A 22,481-nucleotide genomic window follows, 5' to 3' on the forward strand; every position below is an offset into this window, starting at 1 on the left:
CCCAATCAGAAGTCCACGGACACCGTCAGCTGCGCGTAGCGCGGCTGCTGGAACAACAGGGGTTGCTTGAACGTCGAGCTGGTGCTGTTGGAAATGGTGGTCTGCAGGTCCTGGTCCACCTGGATGGTGCGCTGCTCGTTGAGCAGGTTGTACACGGCGAACTTCACACGCAGCTGGCCGATGTCGGCGAGCTGGCGCAGGTAGGTGATGCTGGCGCCCAGGTTGTAGGTCCACGGCGTGCGGCCATACTTGCCGCGCGGCGAGGCTTCGTACACGCGATCTTCCGAACGTTCCGCATCGCAGTTGGCTACGCAGATGAAGTAGCTGTGATACGCCGTGTCGTCGTAAGGGTTGCCCACGCCGAAGCCGGTGATCGGGCCGCCCGAGGCAATGTTCGCGTCACCCGCGATCTGCCAGTGTGGCGTGATGGCATAAGTGCCGCGCAGCTTGATCTGGTGACGTCGGTCGTTCGGCAGATAGCCGTCGCCGCCCAGGTTTACCCACGGGTTGTCCCAGTTCTCCGTGCGGCCGGTGTCGTCGAAGTTGGTGTCGGAGTTCACCGGGCCTTCGGCGTTGCCGCGGTTCCACGACAGCACGTACGACGCGTTGAACGACCACTTGTCGTCCCATGCGCGGTCGAGCTGGAATTCCATCGACGTGTAGGTGCGCTTGGGCTTCACCCAACCACGCTGGCCGAGATAGTTGCCGTCGGCGTCGTACATCGCCCAGCCCTGCTTGGACGTGTCGATGGTCACCCAGCCGTCGGCCTTGCCATCGCAGTTGGTGTCGGCCCACACCGTGTTCTTCTTGCCGGGATTGCCCATCACCCAGCCGATATAGCCATCGCCACCGCATTGCGGCGTGGCGCTGATCTCCATGTCGTCGATGGCGTTGTGCAGCTTGCGGTACGTGCCAGTGACGCCCCACGACCACTTGTCGTTGAGCATCTGCTGGAAGCCGAGGATCAGCTCGTCCTGGTAGACCTGCTGCATGTCCTTGTTCACTTCCGAGCGAAGGTCACCCACGGTGCCGTTGCCCTGGGACGTATCTACGCCGCCCAGCTGCGGGCCGAGGATGGGCACGGCGTACTTGTTGCCGTTGGCGTCGGTGAGCGTCTGCCACCCGCCGAATGCGTAGTAGGTGCGCTCATCCAGCAGGCCGCCCGCCTGCTTGATGCTGATGACGTTGGCGACGGGCAGGTAGTAGCGACCCAGGTTGCCGAAGAGCTTGGTGGTGCCGTCGCCCTTCATGTCCCACGAGAAGCCGAAGCGCGGCGCCCACATGTTGTTCATCTTGATGTAGTCGCGGCCTGCGGCATCCATGTTGTCGAAGCCATCGCGACGGATGCCGGCATTCAGCAGCAGGTTGGGTGTGACCTGCCAGTTGTCTTCCAGGTAGAACGCGTTGTTGGTGGTGTCGAAATTACCCGCGACTTCATAACGGCGTGCACGCACGTAGCCGTTGTAGCCCGGTGGAATCACGCCGCCGCCGGCAGGGTTGGGAATGGTGGAGCCGGGCGTGGACGCGTAGACGTTGTAGTAGATGGCGCCCGGGCCGGGATAGTGGCGGGCATAGAGCGAGTCGTCGTCTTCGTGGTCGTAGCCGAAGCGCAGCAGGTGGTCTTCCAGCTTCCACTCGAAGTCGACGCGGCCTTCCTTGCGCTTGTCGTTGAGTTTTTCCACCGCGGTGTTGGTGGTGCAGCCCAGCGGCACGCCGGGCTTGGGCACGGCGTTTTCCGCAGCGACGTGGTTGCATTCCAGGTCGGACAGCGCGCGGTTGTACGACTCCTGGCGATTCTCGCCGTACAGCACCTTCATCGACAGGTTGTCGGTAAGGTAGTTGGTGTACGTCAGCGACCAGTTCTTGCCGCCGGTATCGGTGTAGATGGTGTCGGTCTTGGCGCCGATGGTGTGCGTGTCGTAGTCGTAGTTGTAGACCCGGCCCACGTTGGAGCTCTGATCGGAGAACGCCATCAGCGAGAGCAGGTTGCTGTCGTTGATGTGCCAGTCGATGGTGGTGCCCCAGAAGCCGGGACTGGCGCTGTTGCTGGTAAGGGTGGTGCCTTCGTTGTTCGTGTTGCGCGGGTTGTCGCCGCGCTGTTCGAACATGGCGAAGATGAAGAGCTTGTCCTTCACGATGGGGCCGGACGCCCAGAGGTTCGTCTTCATCAGCGAATCGCGATCTTCGCTCGCCGTCAGGTAACGGTTGCCGTTGGCGTCGTAGCGGTCTTCCGCCTGTGCATGCCAGGCGCCCGGTTCCATGGTCATTTCCACGCCGGCGTGGAACTCGTTGGAGCCCGAACGTGCCACGGCGTTGATGACGCCGCCCGTGGTGCGACCGAATTCCACGGAGTAGCCTCCCGTCTTCACCTGGAATTCCTGGTAGAAGTTGAAGGGTGCCTCGGAATAGCCGTTGCGGTTGTAGAAGTCGGTGACGTTGAGGCCGTTCACGTAGATGGCGTTCTCCGCCACGGACGAACCGCCGAACGACAGGCCGCCGAAGTTGGATGAACCTTTCACCACGCCCGGCGCCAATTGCGCGACCGCGGCCAGGTTCTGTTCCACCGGCAGGCGACGCAGTTCCTCGCGTGAAATGTTGACCGCCGATTCCGTGGACGTGACATCCACCGCCGTGATGATCGACGTGCCGGTGACGTTCACTGCAGAAAGATTCGTGGCGTTGGCCGTGCCAAGATTCACCGTGGTCGCGTTGCCCAGTGTCACGGTGACCGATGTCGGTTGCGTCAGCGTCTTGCCGTCCTTCGCCACGGACAACGTGTAGTCGCCGATGGGCAGGAAGGGAATGCGGTAGTTGCCCTTGTCATCGGCGGTAACCGAGCGACTGAAGCCGGTTTGCGCGTTGCTGATGGTGACGACGGCGCCGGCATCCGTGTGACCCACCACGGTGCCGTCGTTGTTGCCTGCATGGGCGGCTGGCATCCCCATCGAAGCCAAGCCCATGCCCAGCGCCATGCACAGCATGGTCCTGCGAAAAGTACGACTGACCATTTCCCCGTCTCCCCCGGTTCTGTCGTCGTTGATGTGAGCCGCTTACCCGCCGGTGCGCTCAGGCACGGGCAAGAGCTGCCATGTGAAGTCGTAGTCCCATTGATCGAAATACAAATTGCCGCCGCGCCACTCCAGTTCACCGCGCTGCGAATCCACCGTTTCGGAGCGGAAGAACTGCTTGGCCGGCACGAAGGGCTGGCTGAAATCGCTGTTGAAGACGATGCGATAGGCGTCGAGTCCGCCCAGGTAAAACCATTGCAGTGCCGCGTCGTCGTTCTTCGACGGATGCAATTGACCGAAGGTCACATCCATCGGCACCCAGCCGTAGGGCGCGAGATACAGCTGGCCCCAGTCGTGAATGTTGTTGTAGGTGCCGTCCGAGAAGATCCAGCCCGATTGCCAGCGCGCGGGGATGCCGTTGAGGCGCAGCAGCGCGATCAGCAGCATGGTCTGTTCGCCGCAATCGCCGTGCCCGGCATGCAGCGTGTAATCGCTCAGGTTGCTGATGGTGGAGTACTCGCGCGCACCCGCCCACGGAATCTGGTCCACCGCGGCAAACAGCTTCTGCGCGATGCGATACGGGTTGGTTTCGTTGCCGACAACGTTGCGCGAATACGCGCGAAGGTCATCGGTGAACACGATGTGCGGCGCACGCTCGGCCACATACGGTGCAAGATCCGGCGTGATCTTCGTAGCCACGACTTTCGAGGCGTCGATATCGTGGTACTGCGCGTGGATGGTCAGCTCGTAGGTGACGGCGAACGTCGTGGGCTTGCCCGCTTCGGCTTTTCGTTCGAGATAAGCCGTGCGCTGCAAGGTTGATGCAGGCGCGACGCGTGCGCCCGCCGGCTTGCTGTCGACCAGGCGCACGCCTTCCTGCTGTCCCGGCAGTTCGCGAGGGAAGGGCAGCCATGCGCGAATGGTTTCGCCCGCTGGCACGGCATCGGCGTTGACGGTGACCGTTTCGGTGACGCGAACGTGGTTGGGCGTGACACTGCCTTGCCCCGTGGCGAGTGCTTCGCGTCGCGCATCGCGGTGATGATCGTTGAGCGACTCCATGGGATCGTCACTCGATGCGGCAGGATGCGTGCGTTGCGCTGCCGCTTCCTTGCTGAGCAGGAACAGGTTGCCCGGCGCGCGCTTGAAGTAGAGCGTGCGCCCGTCGATCACCATGTGTTCGATCAGGCCCTGTTGATCCCAGCGTTCGAATTCGGCATCGGTGACGCCGGGGGCCTGCTTGCGGATGCGCGCCTTCGCGGCATCGGCATCGAGGGTGAAATCCAGCAGCATGCGTCGCATGCGTTCGCGCTGGAACAACAGTGCATCGCGCGACGCGGACGTTACGCCGGGTTGGGATAGCGCCTGCGTGATGCTGGCGTCGGCGTCCTTGAATTGCCCCGCATCGACGAGAGCGATGGCATGCTGCACGGGGGAGGTATCGGCGACGGCCGTGCCGGTCGCAAGCAGGCAGGCGAACGCCAGCGCATGCGGCAAGGCGCGTCCGCGTCGCAAGGATGAGAGGGGTCGAACCGTCTGCACCTGCCACTTCCCCGTAAGAAAAAGCGAAGGCGTTGTGTAGCACGCTTGCAATCGACGGTCAATAATTTATGCTTCTAACGAAATTCGTCTGAATTAGATATTCCAAGACGAATGCGAACGGGAGTCAGAGGGGACGCATGATCCACACGGCCTGGCCTTATCTCGCTGTCATGTTGCTGGCAGCGGGCCTGTTTCCCGCCCTTGAGCGGCGCTTCAAATGGCGGTTTTTCGAGGTATTGCCGCCCATCGTGCTCACTTACCTGTTGGTGACGGCGCTGGCCGTGGCCGGCCTGTGGCAGGTGAACGAGGAGATCCGCGCCACGCAGTCCATGTTGATCGAGCACATGGTGCCGGCGCTGCTGTTCCTGCTGATGATCAATTGCGATCTGCGCGCCATCTACCGGCTGGGACCGCGCGTACTTGCGGTGTTCTTCGTCACGGTGGTCTGCCTGTTCGTGGCTTTCATCGCCACGTTCCTGATGTTCCGGCACTGGCTGCCCGGCAAATCGTGGCAACCGCTGGCGGCGCTGTCGGGCAGCTGGATCGGCGGCACCGCCAACATGGTGGCCGTGAAGCAGGCCATCGGCATGCCCGACCGCCTGCTCGCGTTCTCCCTGCTCACCGATGCGCTCTGCTACTCGATGTGGGTGGTCGTGCTGTTTGGCCTGGGTCGCGTCGCCACGCAGTTCAATCGCTGGACGCGTGCCACCTCCAGCGCTGACATGGTGGTGGAAGAAACCCGCAGTCACGGACCGACCACGCCGGAGAACGTGCTGCTGTGGCTGGGCATGGCACTGATGACGGCCGCCTTCTCCGCCTGGCTGGCCGCGCGACTGCCGGTATCGGACATGATCTCGCCCACCACGTGGACCATCATGCTGGCCACCGGGTTCGGCCTGGTTGCCGCGCACACGCCACTGGCGCGCTTCGCGGGTGCCAACACCATTTCCAGCGCCATGCTGATCAGCGTGGTGGCCATTCTCGCTTCACAGAGCAATTTCGAGGGCATCGCCTCGGCGCCGCTGTACATCGGCTGCGGCCTTTGCATCATCGCCATCCATGCCGTACTGCTGGCGCTGGCAGCGCGCGTGTTCCACTTCGACCTTTACCTGTGCGGCATTTCCTCGCTCGCCTGCGTGGGCGGCGTGGCGGCTACGCCGATACTCGCCGCCAGCTATTCCCGCTCGCTGGTGCCGGTAGGCATCCTGCTGGCGTTGCTCGGCTATATCCTCGGCACCGGGTTCGGTTTGCTGGTGGCGTCGGTGATGTCGTCGCTGGCCATTTCGTAGGAATCATCATGCGATTCATGTCCCGCCTGACGCTTTGCCTGTGGGTCGCTCTCGCCGCGAATCCCGTGTTCGCCGAGAAGGGACCCGACGCCGTTCCCGTGCCGCCATCGGGCGTGCTGGGCATCAGCAACAACGTGATGCTCGCGCCCGATTTCTGGATCAGGCAGTCGGCGCAGCCGGATCGCGTGTTGCTGGACGCGGCCGAGATCGGCAAGCACAACGCGAACCTGTTCAAGGTCGATCCGTCCATGCACGACCTGCGTGCCATGCCGGCCACGCTGGACCGCGCCACGGTCAACGGATGGATCAACGATCTTTCGCAGTACCCCACGCGCAAGCTCTATGACGTTCACGGGCAACCTGTCCCGGAGGGCTTGCGCAAGGAGCTGGCCGACGCGCTCGCCCTGGATGCCGTGCCCGAAAAGCAGTCGACTCGCTACGGCATGATCGTGCAGCGCGCTGCGCTTCGCACGTTTCCCACGGACACGCGCGTGTTCACCTCGAACGACGACACCGACATCGATCGCTTCCAGGAAACGGCCGAATTTCCCGGCACGCCGGTGTTGATCGCACAGACCAGTCGCGACGGCCGTTGGCTGTTCGTGGTGAGTCCCCGTTACGCCGCGTGGACGCACCGCGAGAACGTGGCCGAAGGCCATGCCGACGACGTGCTTGCACGCATCGGACGCACGCCTCGTCGCATCGTCACCGGCAGCACGGTGCGTACCGTTTTCACGCCCGAGCAGCCCGCCGTTTCGCAGCTGCAACTGGATATGGGCGTTGCGGTGCCCGTGCTTGCCGATCATCCCGCCGACCAGCCGGTGAACGGGCAGTCGCCGTACGCCTCCCACGTGGTGGAACTGCCCATTCGCGGCGTGGATGGCAAGCTCGGCTTTTCGCCCGCGCTGATCCAGCGCAACGCCGATACGCAGGACGACTACCTGCCGCTCACCGAAGCGAACATCATCCGGCAGGCCTTCAAGTTTCTGGGCGAGCGATATGGCTGGGGCCACGACTACGACGGCCGCGACTGCAGCGGTTTCGTGTCGGACGTCTATCGCAGCCTGGGCGTGGAAATGCCACGCAACACCAGCAAGCAGGCGACCAGTCCCGGCTTCACGCACCAGGCTTTCGGCGACAAGGACAGCCACGACGCGCGCCTGAAGGCGGCGATGGCATTGCAGGTGGGTGATCTCGTCTACATCCCGGGCCACGTGATGATGGTGATCGGCAAGCTCGACGGCGCGCCGTACGTCATTCACGACACGGGCGGCATGGCGTATCGCGACGGCAAGGGCGGCATGCGCCACGTCAAGCTCAACGAAGTATCGGTGACGCCGCTGCTGCCGCTGATGTACGACGACAAGCACACCTACGTCGACCGCATGACCAGCATCGTGCACGTTCGCCCGTAACGGCGAATGCATTCCTCATTGACGACAGGAAGTTCTCAAGTCCCATGAAGATCACCGATATCAAGTTCGGCATGCTGCGGGTACCGTTGAAAACGCCGTTCAAGACGGCGCTTCGTACCGTCAACCAGGTCGAAGACATCGTGGTGATGGTGCACACCGACACGGGTCATGTCGGGCATGGCGAAGCACCGGCCACGGCCGTGATCACCGGTGACACGCATGGTTCCATCATCGACGCGATTCGCCACTACATTGCGCCACGCCTGATCGGCCAGGACATCGCCGACCTCAATCGGTTGACGCAGCTGATCCAGGGCGCGATGGAAAAGAACACCAGCGCCAAGGCCGCGGTGGAAATCGCCATCCACGACTTATGGGGCCAGTTGTACGGTGCGCCGTTGTACAAGCTGCTGGGCGGCGGCGACCCGGTCATCACCACCGACATCACCATCAGCGTCGACTACATCGACAAGATGGTGGCCGACTCCGTGAGTGCCGTGGAGCGCGGCTTCGAGTCGCTCAAGATCAAGGTCGGCAAGGACATCGGCGTCGACATCGAGCGCGTCAAGGCCATCTACGCGGCGGTGGAAAATCGCGCACTGCTTCGCCTCGATGCCAATCAGGGCTGGACAGCCAAACAGGCGGTGTATGCGCTGCAGACGCTGGAAGACGCGGGCGTGAAGCTGGAACTGGTGGAGCAGCCGGTGAAGGCGCGTGACCTGGAAGGCATGCGCTACGTGACCGAACGCGTGCATACGCCCATCATGGCTGACGAAAGCGTGTTCGGCCCGATGGAAGTGATCGACCTGATCCGCATGCGCGCCGCCGACATCATCAACATCAAGCTGATGAAGACGGGCGGCATCTCCAACGCCATCCGCATTGCCGACATCGCCGGCATGTACGGCGTGGAATGCATGATCGGCTGCATGCTGGAAACCAGCATCAGCGTGGCGGCCGCCGTGCACGTGGCGGTGGCCAAGTCGGCGGTGATCACCAAGGTGGATCTGGACGGCCCCTCGCTGTGCCAGTACAACCCCGTGGACGGGGGCGTGGTCTTCAACGAGTCGGAGATCTCGGTTACCGAGGCGCCTGGATTGGGCATCCGGGAAATTCGCGGTCTTGAAAAACTGGCAGGGTGACATGTCGCCACTGGTGAAAATCCGCTCCGAACGTGACCAGATGTCAGCGGTCGAGCGGCGCATCGCCGATTTCATCTTGGAAAACGCGCAGCTGCTGCGCGACTACTCGTCGCAACAGCTTGCCAATGCGTTGGGCATCAGTCAGTCCAGCGTGGTGAAGTTCACGCAGAAGCTGGGTTTCAAGGGTTATCCCGACCTGAAGTACTCGGTGGGCGAGGCCATCGCGCGAGCGGACAACGGCGATGCGACTCACGTCGCCACCAAGGCCGCGGAAGCGCACGATGAATCGGGCGTCGGCAGCCTGTGGCGGCGCAAGTCCGAGGCCGAAGAAGAAACGCGCCTCATCAACACGCCCGACACCCTCCAGGCGGTCGCCGATGCCATGGCTACTGCCGGCGCCAAGGGCAAGGTATTCATGATTGGCCTGGGCGACGACGACATCTACGCGCGCAGCTTTGCGCTGCGGCTGTCGCTGCTGGGCATTCCCACCGTGCACAACTTCGATGCGGCGCGCATGGCCGCCAGCGTCTCCGCGGCGGGCGCGGGCGACGTGCTGCTCGTGTTCTCGGAACATGGCAACCATCCGGCGTTGTGCAAGATCGGGCGCTTTTTCCGTGAACGTCGCGGTCGCCTTATCACCGTCACGCGCCACACCTCCAATCCACTGCGTGCACTGGCAGACATCGCGCTGCTGGTCTCGGCGCACGATGACCGGCCGTACATCCAGCCCGTGCTCTACCAGTCCGCACTTCAGCACCTGCTCGACGGTGTGTTCGTGCAGTTGTGCGAAGGCGATGAGCAGCGGCATGTGCAGCTGCTGTCCAATCTCGAACGCGTCCAGCAGATGCTGGACCCCTAGCCACTCCATTCACGGCATCGCATGACTTTCTTCGCCCATCGTTTTGTGAATCGCTGTTTGCTCGCCACCATCCTGGCCGCCACGGCGATCCCTGTTGTCGCTTTGGCAGATGCAGATACCGCATGGCAGGCATCGCGGCAGATGGTGTTGGTCATCACGCCGGACTGGAACGCGGATCACGGCACGTTGCGGGCCTTCGAGCGCGATGGCGACGGCTGGAAAGCAACGGTCGAGGCGCAGGACGTGACGGTCGGACGATCGGGATCGGCCTGGGGCATCGGCTTGAATCCAGCCCAGGCCGATGGTCCGCAAAAGCACGAAGGGGATGGTCGCGCCGCGGCCGGCGTGTACCGCGTCGGGCCCATCTTCGGCTATGCCTCCTCGGCGGATACGCACATGCCCTACGAGGCCATGCAGTACACCGACTGGTGCGTCGATGTGGACGGCTCGCCGTACTACAACCAGATTGTCGATACGAAGAAGGTGGGCGAAAAGGCGGTCGAAGGCGCGAGCGAACCCATGCGCCGCGATCTCCATCTCGCGGGTGACCAGCGCTACAAGATCGGCTTCGTCATCGAGCACAACGCCGAAGGCAAGCGTGGCGGCGGCAGCTGCATCTTTGCCCATCTGTGGAAATCGCCCACGGATGCCACGGCGGGTTGCACGGCCATGCCCGAATCGGTGATGCGCCGACTGGTTGCATGGATGAAACCCGAAGAACACCCGGTCTTCGTCCTGTTGCCGCAGAGCGAATACGAACGCCTGCGCACGTCCTGGCATTTGCCCGCACTGGGCAAGCAGCCTTGAGTCCGACCACGCGTGTACTTGCGGGCCTCGTGCTCGGCGCTGCGGGCGGTCTTGCACTGGCGGCATGGTCACCGACCGCGGCAGTGCAAGTGGCCGATGCGGTGCAGCCCTTCGGGCGGCTGTGGCTCAACGCCCTGCAGATGACCGTGGTGCCGCTGGTGTTTGCCTTGGTGGTCATCGGCGTGAACACGGCAAGCGATGCCGCGGCGTCGGGCCGCATCGCACGGCGCGCCATCGTGGCCTTCATACTGATCCTGACCGGCGGTGCGCTATTCGCTGCTGCGGCCGCGCCGCGATTGTTCTCGATGTTTCCGCGCAATCCCTCACTGACCACGGCACTCGAAAGTGCCGTGGCGACGCATGCACCTGCGGCAACGGCCGCCGTTGGCTGGGCGGAATGGTTCAACGGCATCGTGCCGTCCAACGCCATCAACGCCGCCGCGCAAAGCGCGATGCTGCCGCTGGTGGTGTTCGCGCTGTTCTTCGGCTTCGGCCTTACCCGCATCGACGCGGATCGTCGCGCGCTGGTGGTGTCGTTTTTCCAGGCCATTGCCGACACCATGATCGTGGTGGTGCGCTGGGTTTTGTGGGTGGCGCCGCTGGGCGTGTTCGCGCTGATTCTCGCGGTGTGCGCGCGAGCCGGTCTGCATATGCTCAGCGCCCTGGGCATCTATGTGCTGGTGGAATGCGTGCTGTATCTCTCCGTGACCGTGCTGATGCTGCCGATAGCGAAAGTGTGGGGTGGCGAGACGCTGAGGCGTTTCATTCCGGCAGTGGTGCCGGCACAGATCGTCGCCGCGAGCACGCAGTCGTCGCTGGCTTCCTTGCCGGCCATGCTGGAAAGCGCGGAACGTCGCCTGGGTTACCCGTCGCAGGTGAATGCGCTGGTGCTGCCGATGGCGGTGAGCCTTTTCCGTTTGACGAGTCCGGTTCAATACGTGACGTCTGCGTGCTTCATTGCATGGGCCTACGGCATCGACGTGGGCGCTGCACCGCTGTTTGCGGCGGCGCTGCTCGCGGTAGTGATCAGCTTGGGTTCGGTCGGGTTGCCGGGGGCGGTGAGTTTTCTTGCCACCAACCTGCCGGTGGCGCAGGCGATGGGCGTGCCCGTGGGTCCGCTGGGCCTGATGCTCGCCGTCGACGCGCTGCCCGATGCACTCGCCACGCTGGGCAATGTCACGGCCGACCTTACGGCCACCAGCGTGGTGGCCCGCCAATCCGCCAAGGAAAGCACAAGCGCATGAGCACGTTGCACGACGCCGATGTCATTGTGTTGGGTGCCGGCATGGCTGGCGCCTCCGTGGCCTACTTCCTGGCGCCGCACGTGCGTGTGCTGGTGCTTGAGCGCGAGGAGCATGCCGGCGTGCATTCGACCGGTCGATCCGCCGCCCTGTTTTCGGAGACTTACGGTTCGACGCAGGTACGCGCGCTGACGCGGGCGGCCCGGCGATTCTTCGATCATCCGCCGGAAGGTTTCGCGCAGCATCCGATTCTTGCGCCGCGTGGCTCGGTGAGCATCGGTACCCGTGAGCAGATGGAGAAAGTGCATGCCTTGCACGCGGACATGGCGCCGCGCACGCGCGGCTTGCGCGTGGTTGATGCAGCCTGGTTGCAATCGACCGTTCCGGTGCTGCGGCCGGAGGCTGCACACATCGGGCTTTACGAGCCGGGCGCGGCGGATATCGACGTCAACGAGTTGCACCAGGGCTTTCTGCGTGGCCTGCGCAGTCGCGGTGGATCGTTGAAGTTCAACGTGGGCATTCAGTCGATCGAACGCGAACAGGGTCAATGGCTCGTCGACGCAGGCGACGCACGCTATCGCGCCCCCTTGCTGGTGAACGCAGCGGGTGCCTGGGTCGACCAGGTCGCGGCGCTTGCCGGTGTCGCACCCATTGGCATCCAGCCACGCCGTCGTTCGGCCTTTTTGTTCGAGGCGCCCGCGGGCGTGGACATCGCGCACTGGCCGTTCGTGATGGATCTTGATGAAAGCTTCTACTTCAAGCCGGATGCCGGGCTTCTGCTGGGTTGTCCGGCGAATGCCGATCCGGTGGAACCGCACGACGTACAGCCCGAGGAGCTCGATATCGCCATCGGCATTCACCGCATCGAACAAGCCACCACCCTGACCATTCGCCGCCCGACGCGAACCTGGGCGGGCCTGCGTTCGTTCGTGGCCGACGGCGATCTGGTCGGTGGTTTCGCGCCGAACGCCGATCATTTCTTCTGGGTGGCCGCCCAGGGCGGTTACGGCATCCAGACATCGGCCGCGATGGGCGAAGCGAGTGCACATCTGGTGCTGGGTCGCGCGTTGCCTGCGCATTTGCTGGACGCAGGCGTTACCGCTGACATGCTCGATCCACGGCGGTTGCCGGGCTGAGTCGTTCGACCGCTATCAGGGGCGTCGTTTCGTTGGTTCGGGGTGTTCTTCGTCGGGCGAATCGTGGACGTACGATGCGCGCGGCTCGGCCGGTGGCGGGTAGGGACGCCGCAGGGCAGTGTGCGTGGCGCGCCTGTTGTCGGCGTGCGAGTGGCTGGCTATATGCGCATCGCTCCGATGCGTGATGCTGGCCCGCATGGTCCCGCTCAAGGTCAGATCACCTTCGGCCGCCACATGAAGATGCTGGAGAACAGCCTGCTCGTGCGCTGGGCCCATGCGCCGTGATCGCTCGAACAACGTGCTGAGCAACGGGCACAGGACCAGGTTGCGCAAGCGGCACGACACGCTGTTCAGACCGTATGAAAGCACTCCGCGGATATAGGTACGCTGGTCATCCGTATAGGTGAGAAAGTGCTTGGCGATCTGGCCGCCTACCAGGGCGAAGTCCAACTGCACCGGGACATGGTTTCCCCACACCTTCATGGCCTGCTGTCTTACGCGCGCCACCTCGGGAAGCAGCGACAGTGCCTCCAGAAATTTTTGTAGTTGCGGCATGAGTACACCGTCCGTGCTTGCCATGAAGGTTGATCCGATCATGGATGTCGCCAAGCGCGGGCAGCATCGGCCGCCAGCGTCAGTTGGCGTCCGTCAATGCCCCTGTCTGGATCGGTCGAGGTTCAGCATTGCCGCGCAACGTTTGACGCCAGATTGCCGTTGCGGAAAGGCGAACAGGAGTGCGGCGTCATGGGGTGAGGATGCCCAGATGGGGGCGTTCCCACACGTCCAGGGCGCCTTCGAGAGCGCGGCAGGTAAGGCCGTTGGCGATCATTCCCGCACGCGACAACCTTGCGCCCCGGCACCAGCACTCACCTGGCTGCCGGCGATGGGCCGAACGCCATGCTGCACTGCCGCGACGGTGGCCGTTACAATCCAGAGTCTGGCCATCCAGGCCCTGACACCCTCGTCGCCGGCCGGCAAGGGTGTCCAGCCAACCCATGAGATTCCCGGTTAGGTCGCCTATGCTCCTGATGATCGACAACTACGACAGCTTCACCTTCAACCTCGTGCAGTACCTGGGCGAGCTGGGGCAGGCGGTGAAAGTGGTTCGCAACGATGCGCTGGACGTGGCGGGCATCCGGGCGCTGAAGCCCACGCACATCATGATTTCGCCGGGTCCCGGCACGCCGGACGACGCGGGCGTGTCGCTGGACGTGCTGCGCGAACTGGCGGGCGAGATCCCGGTATTCGGCGTGTGCCTGGGGCATCAGGCCATCGGCCAGGTGTTCGGCGGGAAGGTGATCCGGGCCAAGCAGATCATGCACGGCAAGATTTCCCCGGTTCGCCATCGCGGTAAGGGCGTGTTCGCCGGCCTGCCCGATCCCTTCGAGGCTACGCGCTATCACTCGCTGGTAGTGGAGCAGGATTCGCTGCCCGATTGCCTGGAAGTGACTGCCTGGACGGAGAACGCCGACGGCACCATCGACGAGATCATGGGCCTGCGCCACAAGACGCTGAACGTCGAAGGCGTGCAGTTCCATCCCGAATCGATCCTCACCCAGCACGGCCACGACCTGCTGCGCAATTTCCTCGGCCTTCCACTGAAGCTCGCCGCATGAGCGCGACCGGAGACGTAGGGCGTCGTGTCACCATCACGCCGCAGGAAGCGCTTCAGCGAACCATCGAGCACCGTGAAATCTTCCACGACGAGATGATCGCGCTGATGCGGCAGATCATGCGTGGCGAAGTGAGCCCGCTGATGACCGCTGCGATCATCACCGGCCTTCGCGTGAAGAAGGAAACGGTGGGTGAAATCACCGGTGCCGCGCGCGTGATGCGCGAGTTGTCGGCCAAGGTTGACCTTCCGCCGCACGAGCATTTCGTGGATATCGTCGGTACCGGTGGCGATGGTGCGTCCAGCTTCAATATTTCCACGGCGTCCATGTTCGTCGCGGCGGCGGCCGGCGCGCGCATTGCCAAGCACGGCGGGCGCAGCGTGTCGTCCAAGTCGGGCAGTGCAGATGTGCTCGAGGCACTCGGTGCCGTCATCGACCTGCCGCCGGCACAGGTGGCGCAGTGCATGGACGAGGTGGGCATCGGCTTCATGTTCGCGCCAAACCATCATCCGGCCATGAAAGTGGTGGCACCGGTGCGCAAGGAAATGGGCGTGCGCACCTTGTTCAACATCCTGGGTCCGCTGACCAATCCCGCGGGCGCGCCGAACATCCTGATGGGCGTGTTCCATCCCGATCTCGTCGGTATCCAGGTACGCGTGTTGCAGGCGCTTGGTGCCAGGCACGCACTGGTCGTGTGGGGCCGCGATGGCATGGACGAGATTTCGCTGGGCGCCGCCACGCTGGTGGGCGAACTGCGCGATGGCGAGGTGCGCGAGTACGAAGTGGAGCCCGAGGATTTCGGCCTCGCCATGGCGTCCAGCCGAAACCTGCGCGTGGAAAATGCCGAGGAATCCCGGGCCATGCTGATCGAGGCGCTGGAAGGCCGCCGCGGCGTGCCGCACGACATCGTGTGTCTCAACGCGGGCGCCGCGCTGTATGCGGCCAATGTGGTGGATTCCATCGCGGCCGGTATCGAATTGGCGCGTGCCACCATTGCCAGCGGTGCGGCCCGTGCAAAAATGGACGCCTTCGTCGCCACCACGCGGCGGCTGGCCGGGGCGCCCTGACGCTCACATCGCCTTCATCCCCCATCCCCGCAAGCTTTTGCCATGACCGACATTCTCCAGCGCATCCTTACCCGCAAGACCGAAGAAGTCGCCGAGCGCAGCGCCAGGCTGCCGCTGGCCGAGCTCTCCGCTCGCGTGGCGGACTTGCCGGAAACCCGTGGTTTCGCCGCAGCCATCGAGGCGAAGATCGACGCCAGCCTGCCGGCCGTGATCGCCGAGGTGAAGCGCGCCAGCCCGAGCAAGGGCGTGATTCGTCCGGATTTCGATCCCGCCGCCATTGCGCGCAGCTACGAGAAGGGCGGCGCTGCCTGTCTTTCCGTGCTGACCGACAAGGACTTTTTCCACGGCAGTGAAGATTTCCTGCAGCAGGCGCGCGATGCCTGTTCGCTGCCCGTGCTGCGCAAGGATTTCGTGATCGACCCTTACCAGGTGTACGAGGCGCGCGCGATTGGTGCCGACTGCATCCTGTTGATCGTTGCCGCGCTCAATGACGCGGCGCTGCTGGAGCTGTCGCTGCTGGCAGCCGAGCTGGACCTCGACGTGCTGTGCGAAGTGCACGACGCCGAGGAGCTGGAGCGCGCGCTGGCGTTGCCGGTGCCGCTGATCGGCGTGAACAACCGCAACCTGCGCACGTTCCACACCTCGCTGGATACCTCGCTGGAGCTGCAGCAGTTGATGGAATACGACCGCATCCTGGTCAGCGAGTCCGGCATTCACACGCCGGATGACGTGGCCACGCTGCGTGACGCCGGCATCAATGCCTTCCTGGTCGGCGAAGCGTTCATGCGCGCCGACGATCCGGGCGCGGAATTGCAGCGCCTTTTTGCCACGCCCTAAGCGCCCGCCAGAAACCAACGTATGACCACAGGGGAAACCAGTCTCGAGCCGGCAACGGTAGATGCGGCCGTTGCTGCGCCGCGCACCGTGCTGTTCGATTTCGATGGCGTGCTGATTCACGGTGACGCCTTCTACCTTTTCATGCGTGATCGCTACCAGCGCTCCTGGCTGTACAAGCTGGGCGCGCTGTTTGCGGTGCCGTGGATGCTGCTGGTGGTTCCGTTTTCGCGCCGACTGGCGGAACGGGCGCTCGTGCACGTGGGCCTGCTGGGCCTCAATGAGCAGCGCTACCGGGCCGCGGCGGAAAGTTTCGGTGCGAGCCTGGTGCGCCGGCCGAAGCAGTTTTGCCGGGACGGCCTCAGCGCCCTGCGACGCCACCAGGCCGCCGGCGATCGCGTCATCGTCGTTACTGGCTGCGAACACGTGCTGGTGAGCCACATCCTGGCACAGCTGGGACTGGGAGACATTGACGTGCTGGCGTCGCAGCTCCGCCCGGGTCTGCTGGGCATGCGCGTGAAATTGCACAACGTGGGGCGGCGCAAACCCGCGCAGCTGGCGGCTTTCGGGGTTGGCGAGTGGCATGTGGCCTATAGCGACTCGCTGGTCGATGCACCCATGCTCAAGCCTGCGGCGGAGGCTGTGCTGGTGAACGGCACGCCCCAGCTCTGCAAGAAGCTGGAGAAGGCGCTGGGCCGCACCATCACCCGTGTCGACTGGTTCTGACCAGCCTTGTTGAGGGGGGGCGCCCGTTTGCGGCCGCCGCCAAGGGGTGCTGTCGCCGTGCGGACCGGTTCTTGACCGGCCCATCGCATTGCTTGCGTTAGCATTTACATAATTCGTTCGGGAGCTATCGGATGTACCTCCCTTCGCTTGCCCAGCTGGCGCTCGGCAGCCGCCTCAAATCCCTCAGCGACCACTTCTATGCCGCGGTGGACGAGGTTTACCGCACCTGCGGTGCCGGCGTGGAGTCGCGCTGGTTCCCGGTGCTGCGCTTCCTTTGGGAGAACGGCGAAACCACCGTCAGCGACGTGGCGCAGGCCATTGGCCAGACCCATTCCGCGGTCAGCCAGTTGGCCGACAAACTGGTCGACGCCGGCCTGGTATGCCGCAAGAAGGACGCCCAGGACGGCCGTCGCAGCCTGCTCTCCTTGACCGAGAAGGGCCGGGCGGACCTCTCGGCGCTCGGTCCGATCTGGGTGTCCGTCCGCCGGGGCATCATGAAATCGCTGGGCGAAGAGGGCCTGGTGACCTTGCTCGATGCGCTCGCGGCGACGGAAGCCGCCCTGCAGGAGCGGCCCGTGGTGGAGGCCATGCTGGCCGAGCACGCGGCCGTGACCTCGGCGGCGGTCGAAGTGGTGGGCTACGAGCCGGGCCTCAAGGAGCACTTCTACCGGCTCAATGCCCAGTGGCTGGAGCGCCATTTCCGCATCGAGGACATCGACCGCGAGCTGCTGGGCGACCCCGAGCGCTACGTGCTCGCGCCGGGCGGCGCCATTTTCTTCGCGCGACTGGCTGGCGAAGTCATCGGCACCTGCGCTCTGCTGCAAGAGTCGCCGGGCGTTTATGAGCTTTCGAAGATGGGCGTGGACGAAACCTTCCGAGGCATGGGCGCCGGAAGGTGCCTGCTGGCGGCCGCCATCGCCGAATTCCATCGTCGCCAGGGCAGGGAGCTGTTCCTGGAATCCAACAGCCGCCTGAAGACCGCGTTGCGCATGTACGAGCAGGCGGGCTTCGTGCTGCAGCCGTCGGTGCGCCAGGGTTCGCACTACGAGCGCGCCGATGTGTACATGGTCTATCAACCAAGCCACGCCCAAGGCGTCAGGTCGGGCTCGGCCAAGGGCTGACCGACGGGGCTCGCAGGCATGAAAAAACCCGGCCTTGGCCGGGTTTTTCTTGTTGCTTGCCTTGAGAAGGCTCAGCGCGTGCCGCGGACCACGATGGTCTTGCCGGCCACGGCGATCATGCCTTGCTCTTCCAGCTGCTTGAGCACGCGGCCCACCATTTCGCGCGCGCAGCCGACGATACGGCTGACTTCCTGGCGGGAAATGCGGATCTGGGTGCCTTCCGGGTGAGTCATCGCATCCGGCTCCTGGCACAGGTCCAGCAGCGTCTTGGAGATGCGGTTGGTCACGTCCATGAAGGCCATGCGGCTTACCTGGCGCGAGGTGCGCAGCAGGCGGTGCGTCAGCTGGGAGCCGATGGCGAACAGGATCTTGGGGCATTCCTCGCGCAGCGGGCCTTCCATCAGCTGGAACAGGCGCTCGTAGCTGATTTCGGCCATTTCACAGGCTGTGCGGGTGCGCACCATGGATTCGCGCTGTGCCTGCTCCACGAACAGGCCCATTTCGCCGATGAACTGGCCGCGGCTCAGGTACGCCAGGATCAATTCGCGGCCCTGTTCGTCCTCGGTGCAGACGGCCAGGGAGCCATCCACGATGTAGTAGAGGGTGTTGGCGGGGTCGCCGGGGCGGATGATGGCCGTCTTGCCCGGGTAGCGACGGCGGTGACAAAGCGCCAGGAAGCGCTCCATCGAAGCCGGGTCCGGGGCGAAGTTGGCTGGCGCCTGGGAACGTTCAAAAGCTTGCTGCAGCTGATATTTGAGTTGCGCCACGATAGATCCCATAGATGAAAACCCGGGGTCCGAAGACGCCCCCCGACAGTCCAATCCGTCCCCCCTTCGGCATTATGGCAGACTAATCTGGCCCACCGGAGGTTCAGTTTTCCATTTTTTTGCCGCATACTTCACGGTCTTTCGGACGCGATCCCTTTGTCGCGCTCCGGTCACAAGGGTCGTGGAAGCTTCCTGCTTTCACGTCGAATTATCCAGCGGGGACCCTTGTAGCTAACCCGCCTCTACTGCTGGCCCTATCCCCGGCCATGGAGAGTCGCTGTGGTGAAACCGCTTCCGCGCCTGCGTTTGCAGGGCTTCAACAATCTGACCAAGGCACTGAGCTTCAACATCTACGACATCTGCTATGCAGTGTCCGAAGAGCAACGCCAGCGCTACATCGAGTACATCGATGAGCAGTACGACGCCGATCGTCTCACCCAGATCCTGACGGATGTGGCCGAGATCATCGGTGCCAACATCCTGAACATTGCACGCCAGGACTACGATCCGCAAGGCGCGTCGGTGACGATCCTCATTTCCGAGGAGCCCGTGGTCGAGAAGCTCGGCCGCGACACGATCTCCGATGCCGTGGTCGCGCACCTGGACAAGAGCCACATCACCGTCCACACCTACCCGGAAACGCATCCGCACAACGGCATCGCGACTTTCCGCGCGGACATCGATGTCGCCACCTGCGGCGTGATCTCGCCGCTGAAGGCCCTGAACTACCTGATCGACAGCTTCGAGTCGGACATCGTCATCGCGGACTACCGCGTGCGCGGCTTCACGCGTGACGTGAAGGGCAAGAAGCACTTCATCGACCACAAGATCAACTCCGTGCAGGACTACCTGGCCAAGCACATTCGCCAGAAGTACGAGATGTTCGACGTGAACGTGTACCAGGAAAACATGTTCCACACGAAGATGCACATCAAGGACTTCGACCTTGATACGTATCTGTTCGAGGCGCATGCGGATGATCTTTCGTTCAAGGAACGCCAGCGCATCGAGTCGCTGCTGCGCCGCGAGATCGAAGAGCTCTTCCACGGTCGCAACCTGATGTAACGAAAAACCCGCCGAAAGGCGGGTTTTTTTTGGGGCGCGAAGTCACTGTGGGAGCGCACCCTGTGCGCGACCGCGGCGCCTCCGGCATCTCAGTCGATGGTCGTCGCGAGGTTGCTTGTCGCCTTGGGCTCCCTCGGACAGTCGCGCACAGGGTGCGCTCCCACAAAGGAATGCCAGCGCATCGAGTCGCTGCTGCGCCGCGAGATCGAAGAGCTCTTCCACGGTCGCAACCTGATGTAACGAAAAACCCGCCGAAAGGCGGGTTTTTTCTTTGAGGCGCCAGGTCACTGTAGGAGCGCACTTGTGCGCGACCGCAGCATTCCCGCACCTCCTCAGTCAGCGGTTGTCGCGATGCCCGGGGCGCGCAGCCACTCTGAAGTGGTCGCGCACAAGTGCGCTCCTACAAAGAGCTTGTCGCCGGGCGGCGCTCAAACCCGGTACGCCACCGCCTTCATCACCATCGACGTCACATGCATCACGCCGGGAATCGGAAACGGCAAGTCGATGCCGCCACGCTCCCGCGCGTTGTGCGCATGGCGAATCTCGTCCGCCTGCATCTGCGACAGCACGGCACGCGAACGCTCATCCTGCGGCGGCAGCCTGTCGAGGTGTTCCTCCAGATGCGCTTCCACCTGACGCTCGGTTTCCACCACAAAGCCCAGGCTCACCGGATCGCCTGCCAGCGCGGCCAGCGCGCCGATGGCGTAGCTGCCGGCGTACCACAACGGATTGAACAGGCTAGGGCGGCTGTCCAGCTCCTTCAGGCGTTCGCTGCACCAGGCCAGATGGTCGGTTTCCTCGGCGGCGGCGTGCAGCAGGTGCTCGCGCGTTTCTTCGTTGCGCGCCAGGGCGGCCTGGCCGTCATAGAGCGCTTGTGCGCACACCTCGCCCGTGTGGTTGATGCGCATCAGGCCGGCGGCGTGACGGCGCTCGGCGTCGTCCATGTCGGCTTCTTCGAAGGCATCGGCGGGTGACGGGCGCGCAGCTTCCGGTGCACCGGACACGGTTTCCAGCGCGCGTTCGATGCCGGCGAGCAGACGGTCGAGCGGGGAAAGCGTGCGAGCGTTCATGGCGACATCTCCAGTTGCTGCGCCAGCAGCGTAAGCGGATGCATGTGCGGCCAGTGCGCACCGTGCTCATCCATGCCGGCGGCGAGATGCAGCCGGCATCCGATATTGGACGACAACAGCTGCTGTGGTGCCAAGGTGGCGATCTGTCCCAGCACGCCGTCGCGAAGGCGCGCAGCGCGCTCGGGGAATTCCAGCATGTGCGAGCCCGCTGCGCCGCAACAGTGGGGCGGGCGCGGCACGACCGCCACGTCGAGCGAAGGGATCTTGCTCAACAGTTTTTGCAGGGCGGACTCACTGCGGGCCACGTTGAGCTGAGTGCATGGCAAGTGGAGCGCCACACGACGAGCCAACGGACGAAACGTGAGCTGGTCCAGGCGCGCAGCCAATAGCGAGACAGGGTCGACGACGGCGACCTCCGGCAGTGCGCGCCGCAACGTGCCCAGGCAACCGGGCGTCACCGTCACCAGCTGGCTGGCGCCGGAGCGTTGCCAGTTGTCGCGCACGCGTTCGGCAAGGCGATCGGCGGCCTCCATGTCACCACCGTGAAGATCCATGGCGCCGCAACAGAACGCAGGCAGCCGTTCCACGCGATAACCGGCCGCGCGTAACAGCGCGATGGCCGAACGTTCCGCCGCTTCATCTTCGACGCTGGCCACGCAGCCGGGAAAAATCGCGACGGTGATTGAATCGGCGTCGCTCCTTGGCGAAATCGAGGGCACCGTCTCGTCGGTGGCTTCTTCGGGCCACGTCTGCAGTGCCGCCCGCCACGGAGAGCCCGCGGGAAGTCGATGGGTGAGCCGATTCTTCCAGCGCGCCACGCCGCTCGCCCCTGCAAGCCTGGCGGCAAGCCGCAAAAGGGTTGGCTGCTTCAGCGCCGCCAGCAGCTGTTTGGGACGTTCCGGCGAGGGGCCGATGAGCGCACGCGTTTCAACCAACAGCTCGTCGTATTTGACGTTGGCGGGGCATACGCGCTGGCAATTGAGGCAGCCCAGGCAGTGGTCCAGATGGATACGCAGGGCCGCCGTGGGTTCTGCGTCGCCCCGGGCCAGTGCCGCGGCAATGGCAATGCGGCCGCGCGGCGATTCCGCCTCGTTGCCGTCCAGGCCGTAGGTAGGGCAGGTGGGCAGGCACAGGCCACACTGCACGCACTGGTCGGCGAGCGCGGCGATCTTCTGTTTTCGAGTAAGGGGGGGCTTTTCAAGCGCCATGGTGATCATGCTATCATTGCCAGCTCGCATCCCACCGGTCGGTGGGCTTGCGCGATTGATGAAAACTCCGTTATCATCTCGCGCCTTTGTTCCACCGATTATGTGAACCGCCCGTTGTGGCGGCAGACTAGGTATTCTGAAATGAAAACGTTCAGCGCCAAGCCGGAAAGCGTCAAGCGCGATTGGTTCGTGATTGACGCCACGGATAAGACGCTCGGTCGTCTCTCGACCGAGATCGCCCGCCGTCTGCGTGGCAAGCACAAGCCGGAATTCACCCCGCACGTCGACACCGGCGATTACATCGTTGTGGTCAACGCCGAGAAGGTGGCTGTCACCGGTGCCAAGCTGGACGACAAGATGTATCACCGCTTCACCGGTTACGTCGGCAACCTCAAGACCACGAGTCTGAAGGACCTGCTGGCTTCGCACCCGGAGCGCGTCATCGAAATCGCCGTCAAGGGCATGCTGCCGAAGAATCCGCTCGGCCGCGCGATGTACCGCAAGCTCAAGGTGTACGGTGGTGCCGAGCATCCGCACACCGCTCAGCAGCCGCAGGCGCTGGAAATCTAAGGAA

Annotated in this window: 20 protein-coding genes; 14 read left to right on the plus strand and 6 right to left on the minus strand. The window is 63.9% G+C overall.

Annotated features, from left to right (window positions below):
- Positions 1 to 5 precede the first annotated feature (5 nt).
- Both DK366_RS01245 and DK366_RS01250 read right to left on the minus strand, forming a co-directional pair.
- Positions 6 to 3,008: a carboxypeptidase regulatory-like domain-containing protein gene (locus DK366_RS01245; RefSeq protein WP_109123693.1), complete on the minus strand. Its 3,003-nt coding sequence runs from the start codon at positions 3,006 to 3,008 to the stop codon at positions 6 to 8.
- Between the two features lie 42 nt (positions 3,009 to 3,050).
- Positions 3,051 to 4,475 (minus strand): transglutaminase-like domain-containing protein, encoded by a 1,425-nt coding sequence (locus tag DK366_RS01250; RefSeq protein WP_232820874.1) that lies wholly within the window; start codon positions 4,473 to 4,475, stop codon positions 3,051 to 3,053.
- A gap of 209 nt (positions 4,476 to 4,684) precedes the next feature.
- Between DK366_RS01250 and DK366_RS01255 the strand changes: the two genes are divergently transcribed.
- The 7 genes from DK366_RS01255 (at position 4,685) to DK366_RS01285 (ending at position 12,436) form a co-directional block, all read left to right on the plus strand.
- Positions 4,685 to 5,836, plus strand: a complete 1,152-nt coding sequence (locus DK366_RS01255) for a DUF819 family protein (protein ID WP_109123695.1) — start codon at positions 4,685 to 4,687, stop codon at positions 5,834 to 5,836.
- Between the two features lie 17 nt (positions 5,837 to 5,853).
- Entirely contained in the window at positions 5,854 to 7,251 is a 1,398-nt protein-coding gene (locus tag DK366_RS01260; protein WP_109123907.1) for an SH3 domain-containing protein, read from the plus strand.
- 44 nt (positions 7,252 to 7,295) lie between these two features.
- Entirely contained in the window at positions 7,296 to 8,393 is a 1,098-nt protein-coding gene (locus tag DK366_RS01265; protein WP_109123696.1) for a dipeptide epimerase, read from the plus strand.
- Position 8,394: 1 nt separating this feature from the next.
- Positions 8,395 to 9,252, plus strand: a complete 858-nt coding sequence (locus DK366_RS01270) for a MurR/RpiR family transcriptional regulator (RefSeq protein ID WP_109123697.1) — start codon at positions 8,395 to 8,397, stop codon at positions 9,250 to 9,252.
- A 141-nt stretch (positions 9,253 to 9,393) separates the two neighbouring features.
- Positions 9,394 to 10,059, plus strand: coding sequence for a hypothetical protein (locus DK366_RS01275; RefSeq protein ID WP_109123908.1), 666 nt, complete (start codon positions 9,394 to 9,396; stop codon positions 10,057 to 10,059).
- Entirely contained in the window at positions 10,056 to 11,303 is a 1,248-nt protein-coding gene (locus DK366_RS01280; protein WP_109123698.1) for a dicarboxylate/amino acid:cation symporter, read from the plus strand. Before DK366_RS01275 ends, DK366_RS01280 begins: the two co-directional genes overlap by 4 nt.
- The gene (locus DK366_RS01285) at positions 11,300 to 12,436 is read left to right on the plus strand and encodes an FAD-binding oxidoreductase (protein WP_109123699.1); all 1,137 of its coding nucleotides are present in this window, start codon (positions 11,300 to 11,302) and stop codon (positions 12,434 to 12,436) included. The genes DK366_RS01280 and DK366_RS01285 overlap by 4 nt, the downstream gene beginning before the upstream one ends.
- Before the next feature lie 15 nt (positions 12,437 to 12,451).
- On the opposite strand, the gene DK366_RS01290 is transcribed toward DK366_RS01285, so the two are convergent.
- Positions 12,452 to 13,033 carry a hypothetical protein gene (locus tag DK366_RS01290; RefSeq protein ID WP_157956422.1) on the minus strand — a complete coding sequence of 194 codons (582 nt, stop codon included), beginning with the start codon at positions 13,031 to 13,033 and terminating at the stop codon, positions 12,452 to 12,454.
- 422 nt (positions 13,034 to 13,455) lie between these two features.
- On the opposite strand from DK366_RS01290, the gene DK366_RS01295 reads away from it, so the two are divergent.
- From DK366_RS01295 to DK366_RS01315, 5 genes are all read left to right on the plus strand, one after another.
- Positions 13,456 to 14,052, plus strand: coding sequence for an aminodeoxychorismate/anthranilate synthase component II (locus DK366_RS01295; RefSeq protein WP_109123701.1), 597 nt, complete (start codon positions 13,456 to 13,458; stop codon positions 14,050 to 14,052).
- Positions 14,049 to 15,116, plus strand: coding sequence for an anthranilate phosphoribosyltransferase (gene trpD / locus DK366_RS01300; RefSeq protein ID WP_109123702.1), 1,068 nt, complete (start codon positions 14,049 to 14,051; stop codon positions 15,114 to 15,116). Before DK366_RS01295 ends, trpD begins: the two co-directional genes overlap by 4 nt.
- A 42-nt stretch (positions 15,117 to 15,158) precedes the next feature.
- Entirely contained in the window at positions 15,159 to 15,953 is a 795-nt protein-coding gene (gene trpC, locus DK366_RS01305) for an indole-3-glycerol phosphate synthase TrpC (RefSeq protein WP_109123703.1), read from the plus strand.
- 21 nt (positions 15,954 to 15,974) lie between these two features.
- Complete coding sequence (locus DK366_RS01310; RefSeq protein WP_109123704.1) at positions 15,975 to 16,676, plus strand: HAD family hydrolase; 702 nt, start codon at positions 15,975 to 15,977, stop codon at positions 16,674 to 16,676.
- A 131-nt stretch (positions 16,677 to 16,807) separates the two neighbouring features.
- Positions 16,808 to 17,797 (plus strand): helix-turn-helix domain-containing GNAT family N-acetyltransferase, encoded by a 990-nt coding sequence (locus DK366_RS01315; RefSeq protein WP_109123705.1) that lies wholly within the window; start codon positions 16,808 to 16,810, stop codon positions 17,795 to 17,797.
- A gap of 71 nt (positions 17,798 to 17,868) precedes the next feature.
- Here the strand turns inward: DK366_RS01315 and crp are convergent, their stop codons facing one another.
- A complete protein-coding gene (gene crp / locus DK366_RS01320) occupies positions 17,869 to 18,564 on the minus strand; it encodes a cAMP-activated global transcriptional regulator CRP (protein ID WP_109123909.1) in 696 nt (231 codons plus the stop codon).
- Between the two features lie 279 nt (positions 18,565 to 18,843).
- Here crp and speD point away from each other — a divergent pair, with 279 nt between their 5' ends.
- Complete coding sequence (gene speD, locus DK366_RS01325; RefSeq protein ID WP_019465856.1) at positions 18,844 to 19,629, plus strand: adenosylmethionine decarboxylase; 786 nt, start codon at positions 18,844 to 18,846, stop codon at positions 19,627 to 19,629.
- A 428-nt stretch (positions 19,630 to 20,057) separates the two neighbouring features.
- Here speD and coq7 read toward each other — a convergent pair whose 3' ends face one another.
- A complete protein-coding gene (coq7, locus tag DK366_RS01330) occupies positions 20,058 to 20,699 on the minus strand; it encodes a 2-polyprenyl-3-methyl-6-methoxy-1,4-benzoquinone monooxygenase (protein WP_109123706.1) in 642 nt (213 codons plus the stop codon).
- Positions 20,696 to 21,916: a (Fe-S)-binding protein gene (locus DK366_RS01335; RefSeq protein WP_109123707.1), complete on the minus strand. Its 1,221-nt coding sequence runs from the start codon at positions 21,914 to 21,916 to the stop codon at positions 20,696 to 20,698. The genes coq7 and DK366_RS01335 overlap by 4 nt, the downstream gene beginning before the upstream one ends.
- Positions 21,917 to 22,048: 132 nt before the next feature.
- On the opposite strand from DK366_RS01335, the gene rplM reads away from it, so the two are divergent.
- Positions 22,049 to 22,477 (plus strand): 50S ribosomal protein L13, encoded by a 429-nt coding sequence (rplM, locus tag DK366_RS01340; RefSeq protein WP_109123708.1) that lies wholly within the window; start codon positions 22,049 to 22,051, stop codon positions 22,475 to 22,477.
- The last annotated feature ends 4 nt before the right edge of the window (positions 22,478 to 22,481 follow it).

The organism is Dyella sp. C11 (assembly GCF_003121485.1).
Classification (GTDB): domain Bacteria; phylum Pseudomonadota; class Gammaproteobacteria; order Xanthomonadales; family Rhodanobacteraceae; genus Dyella.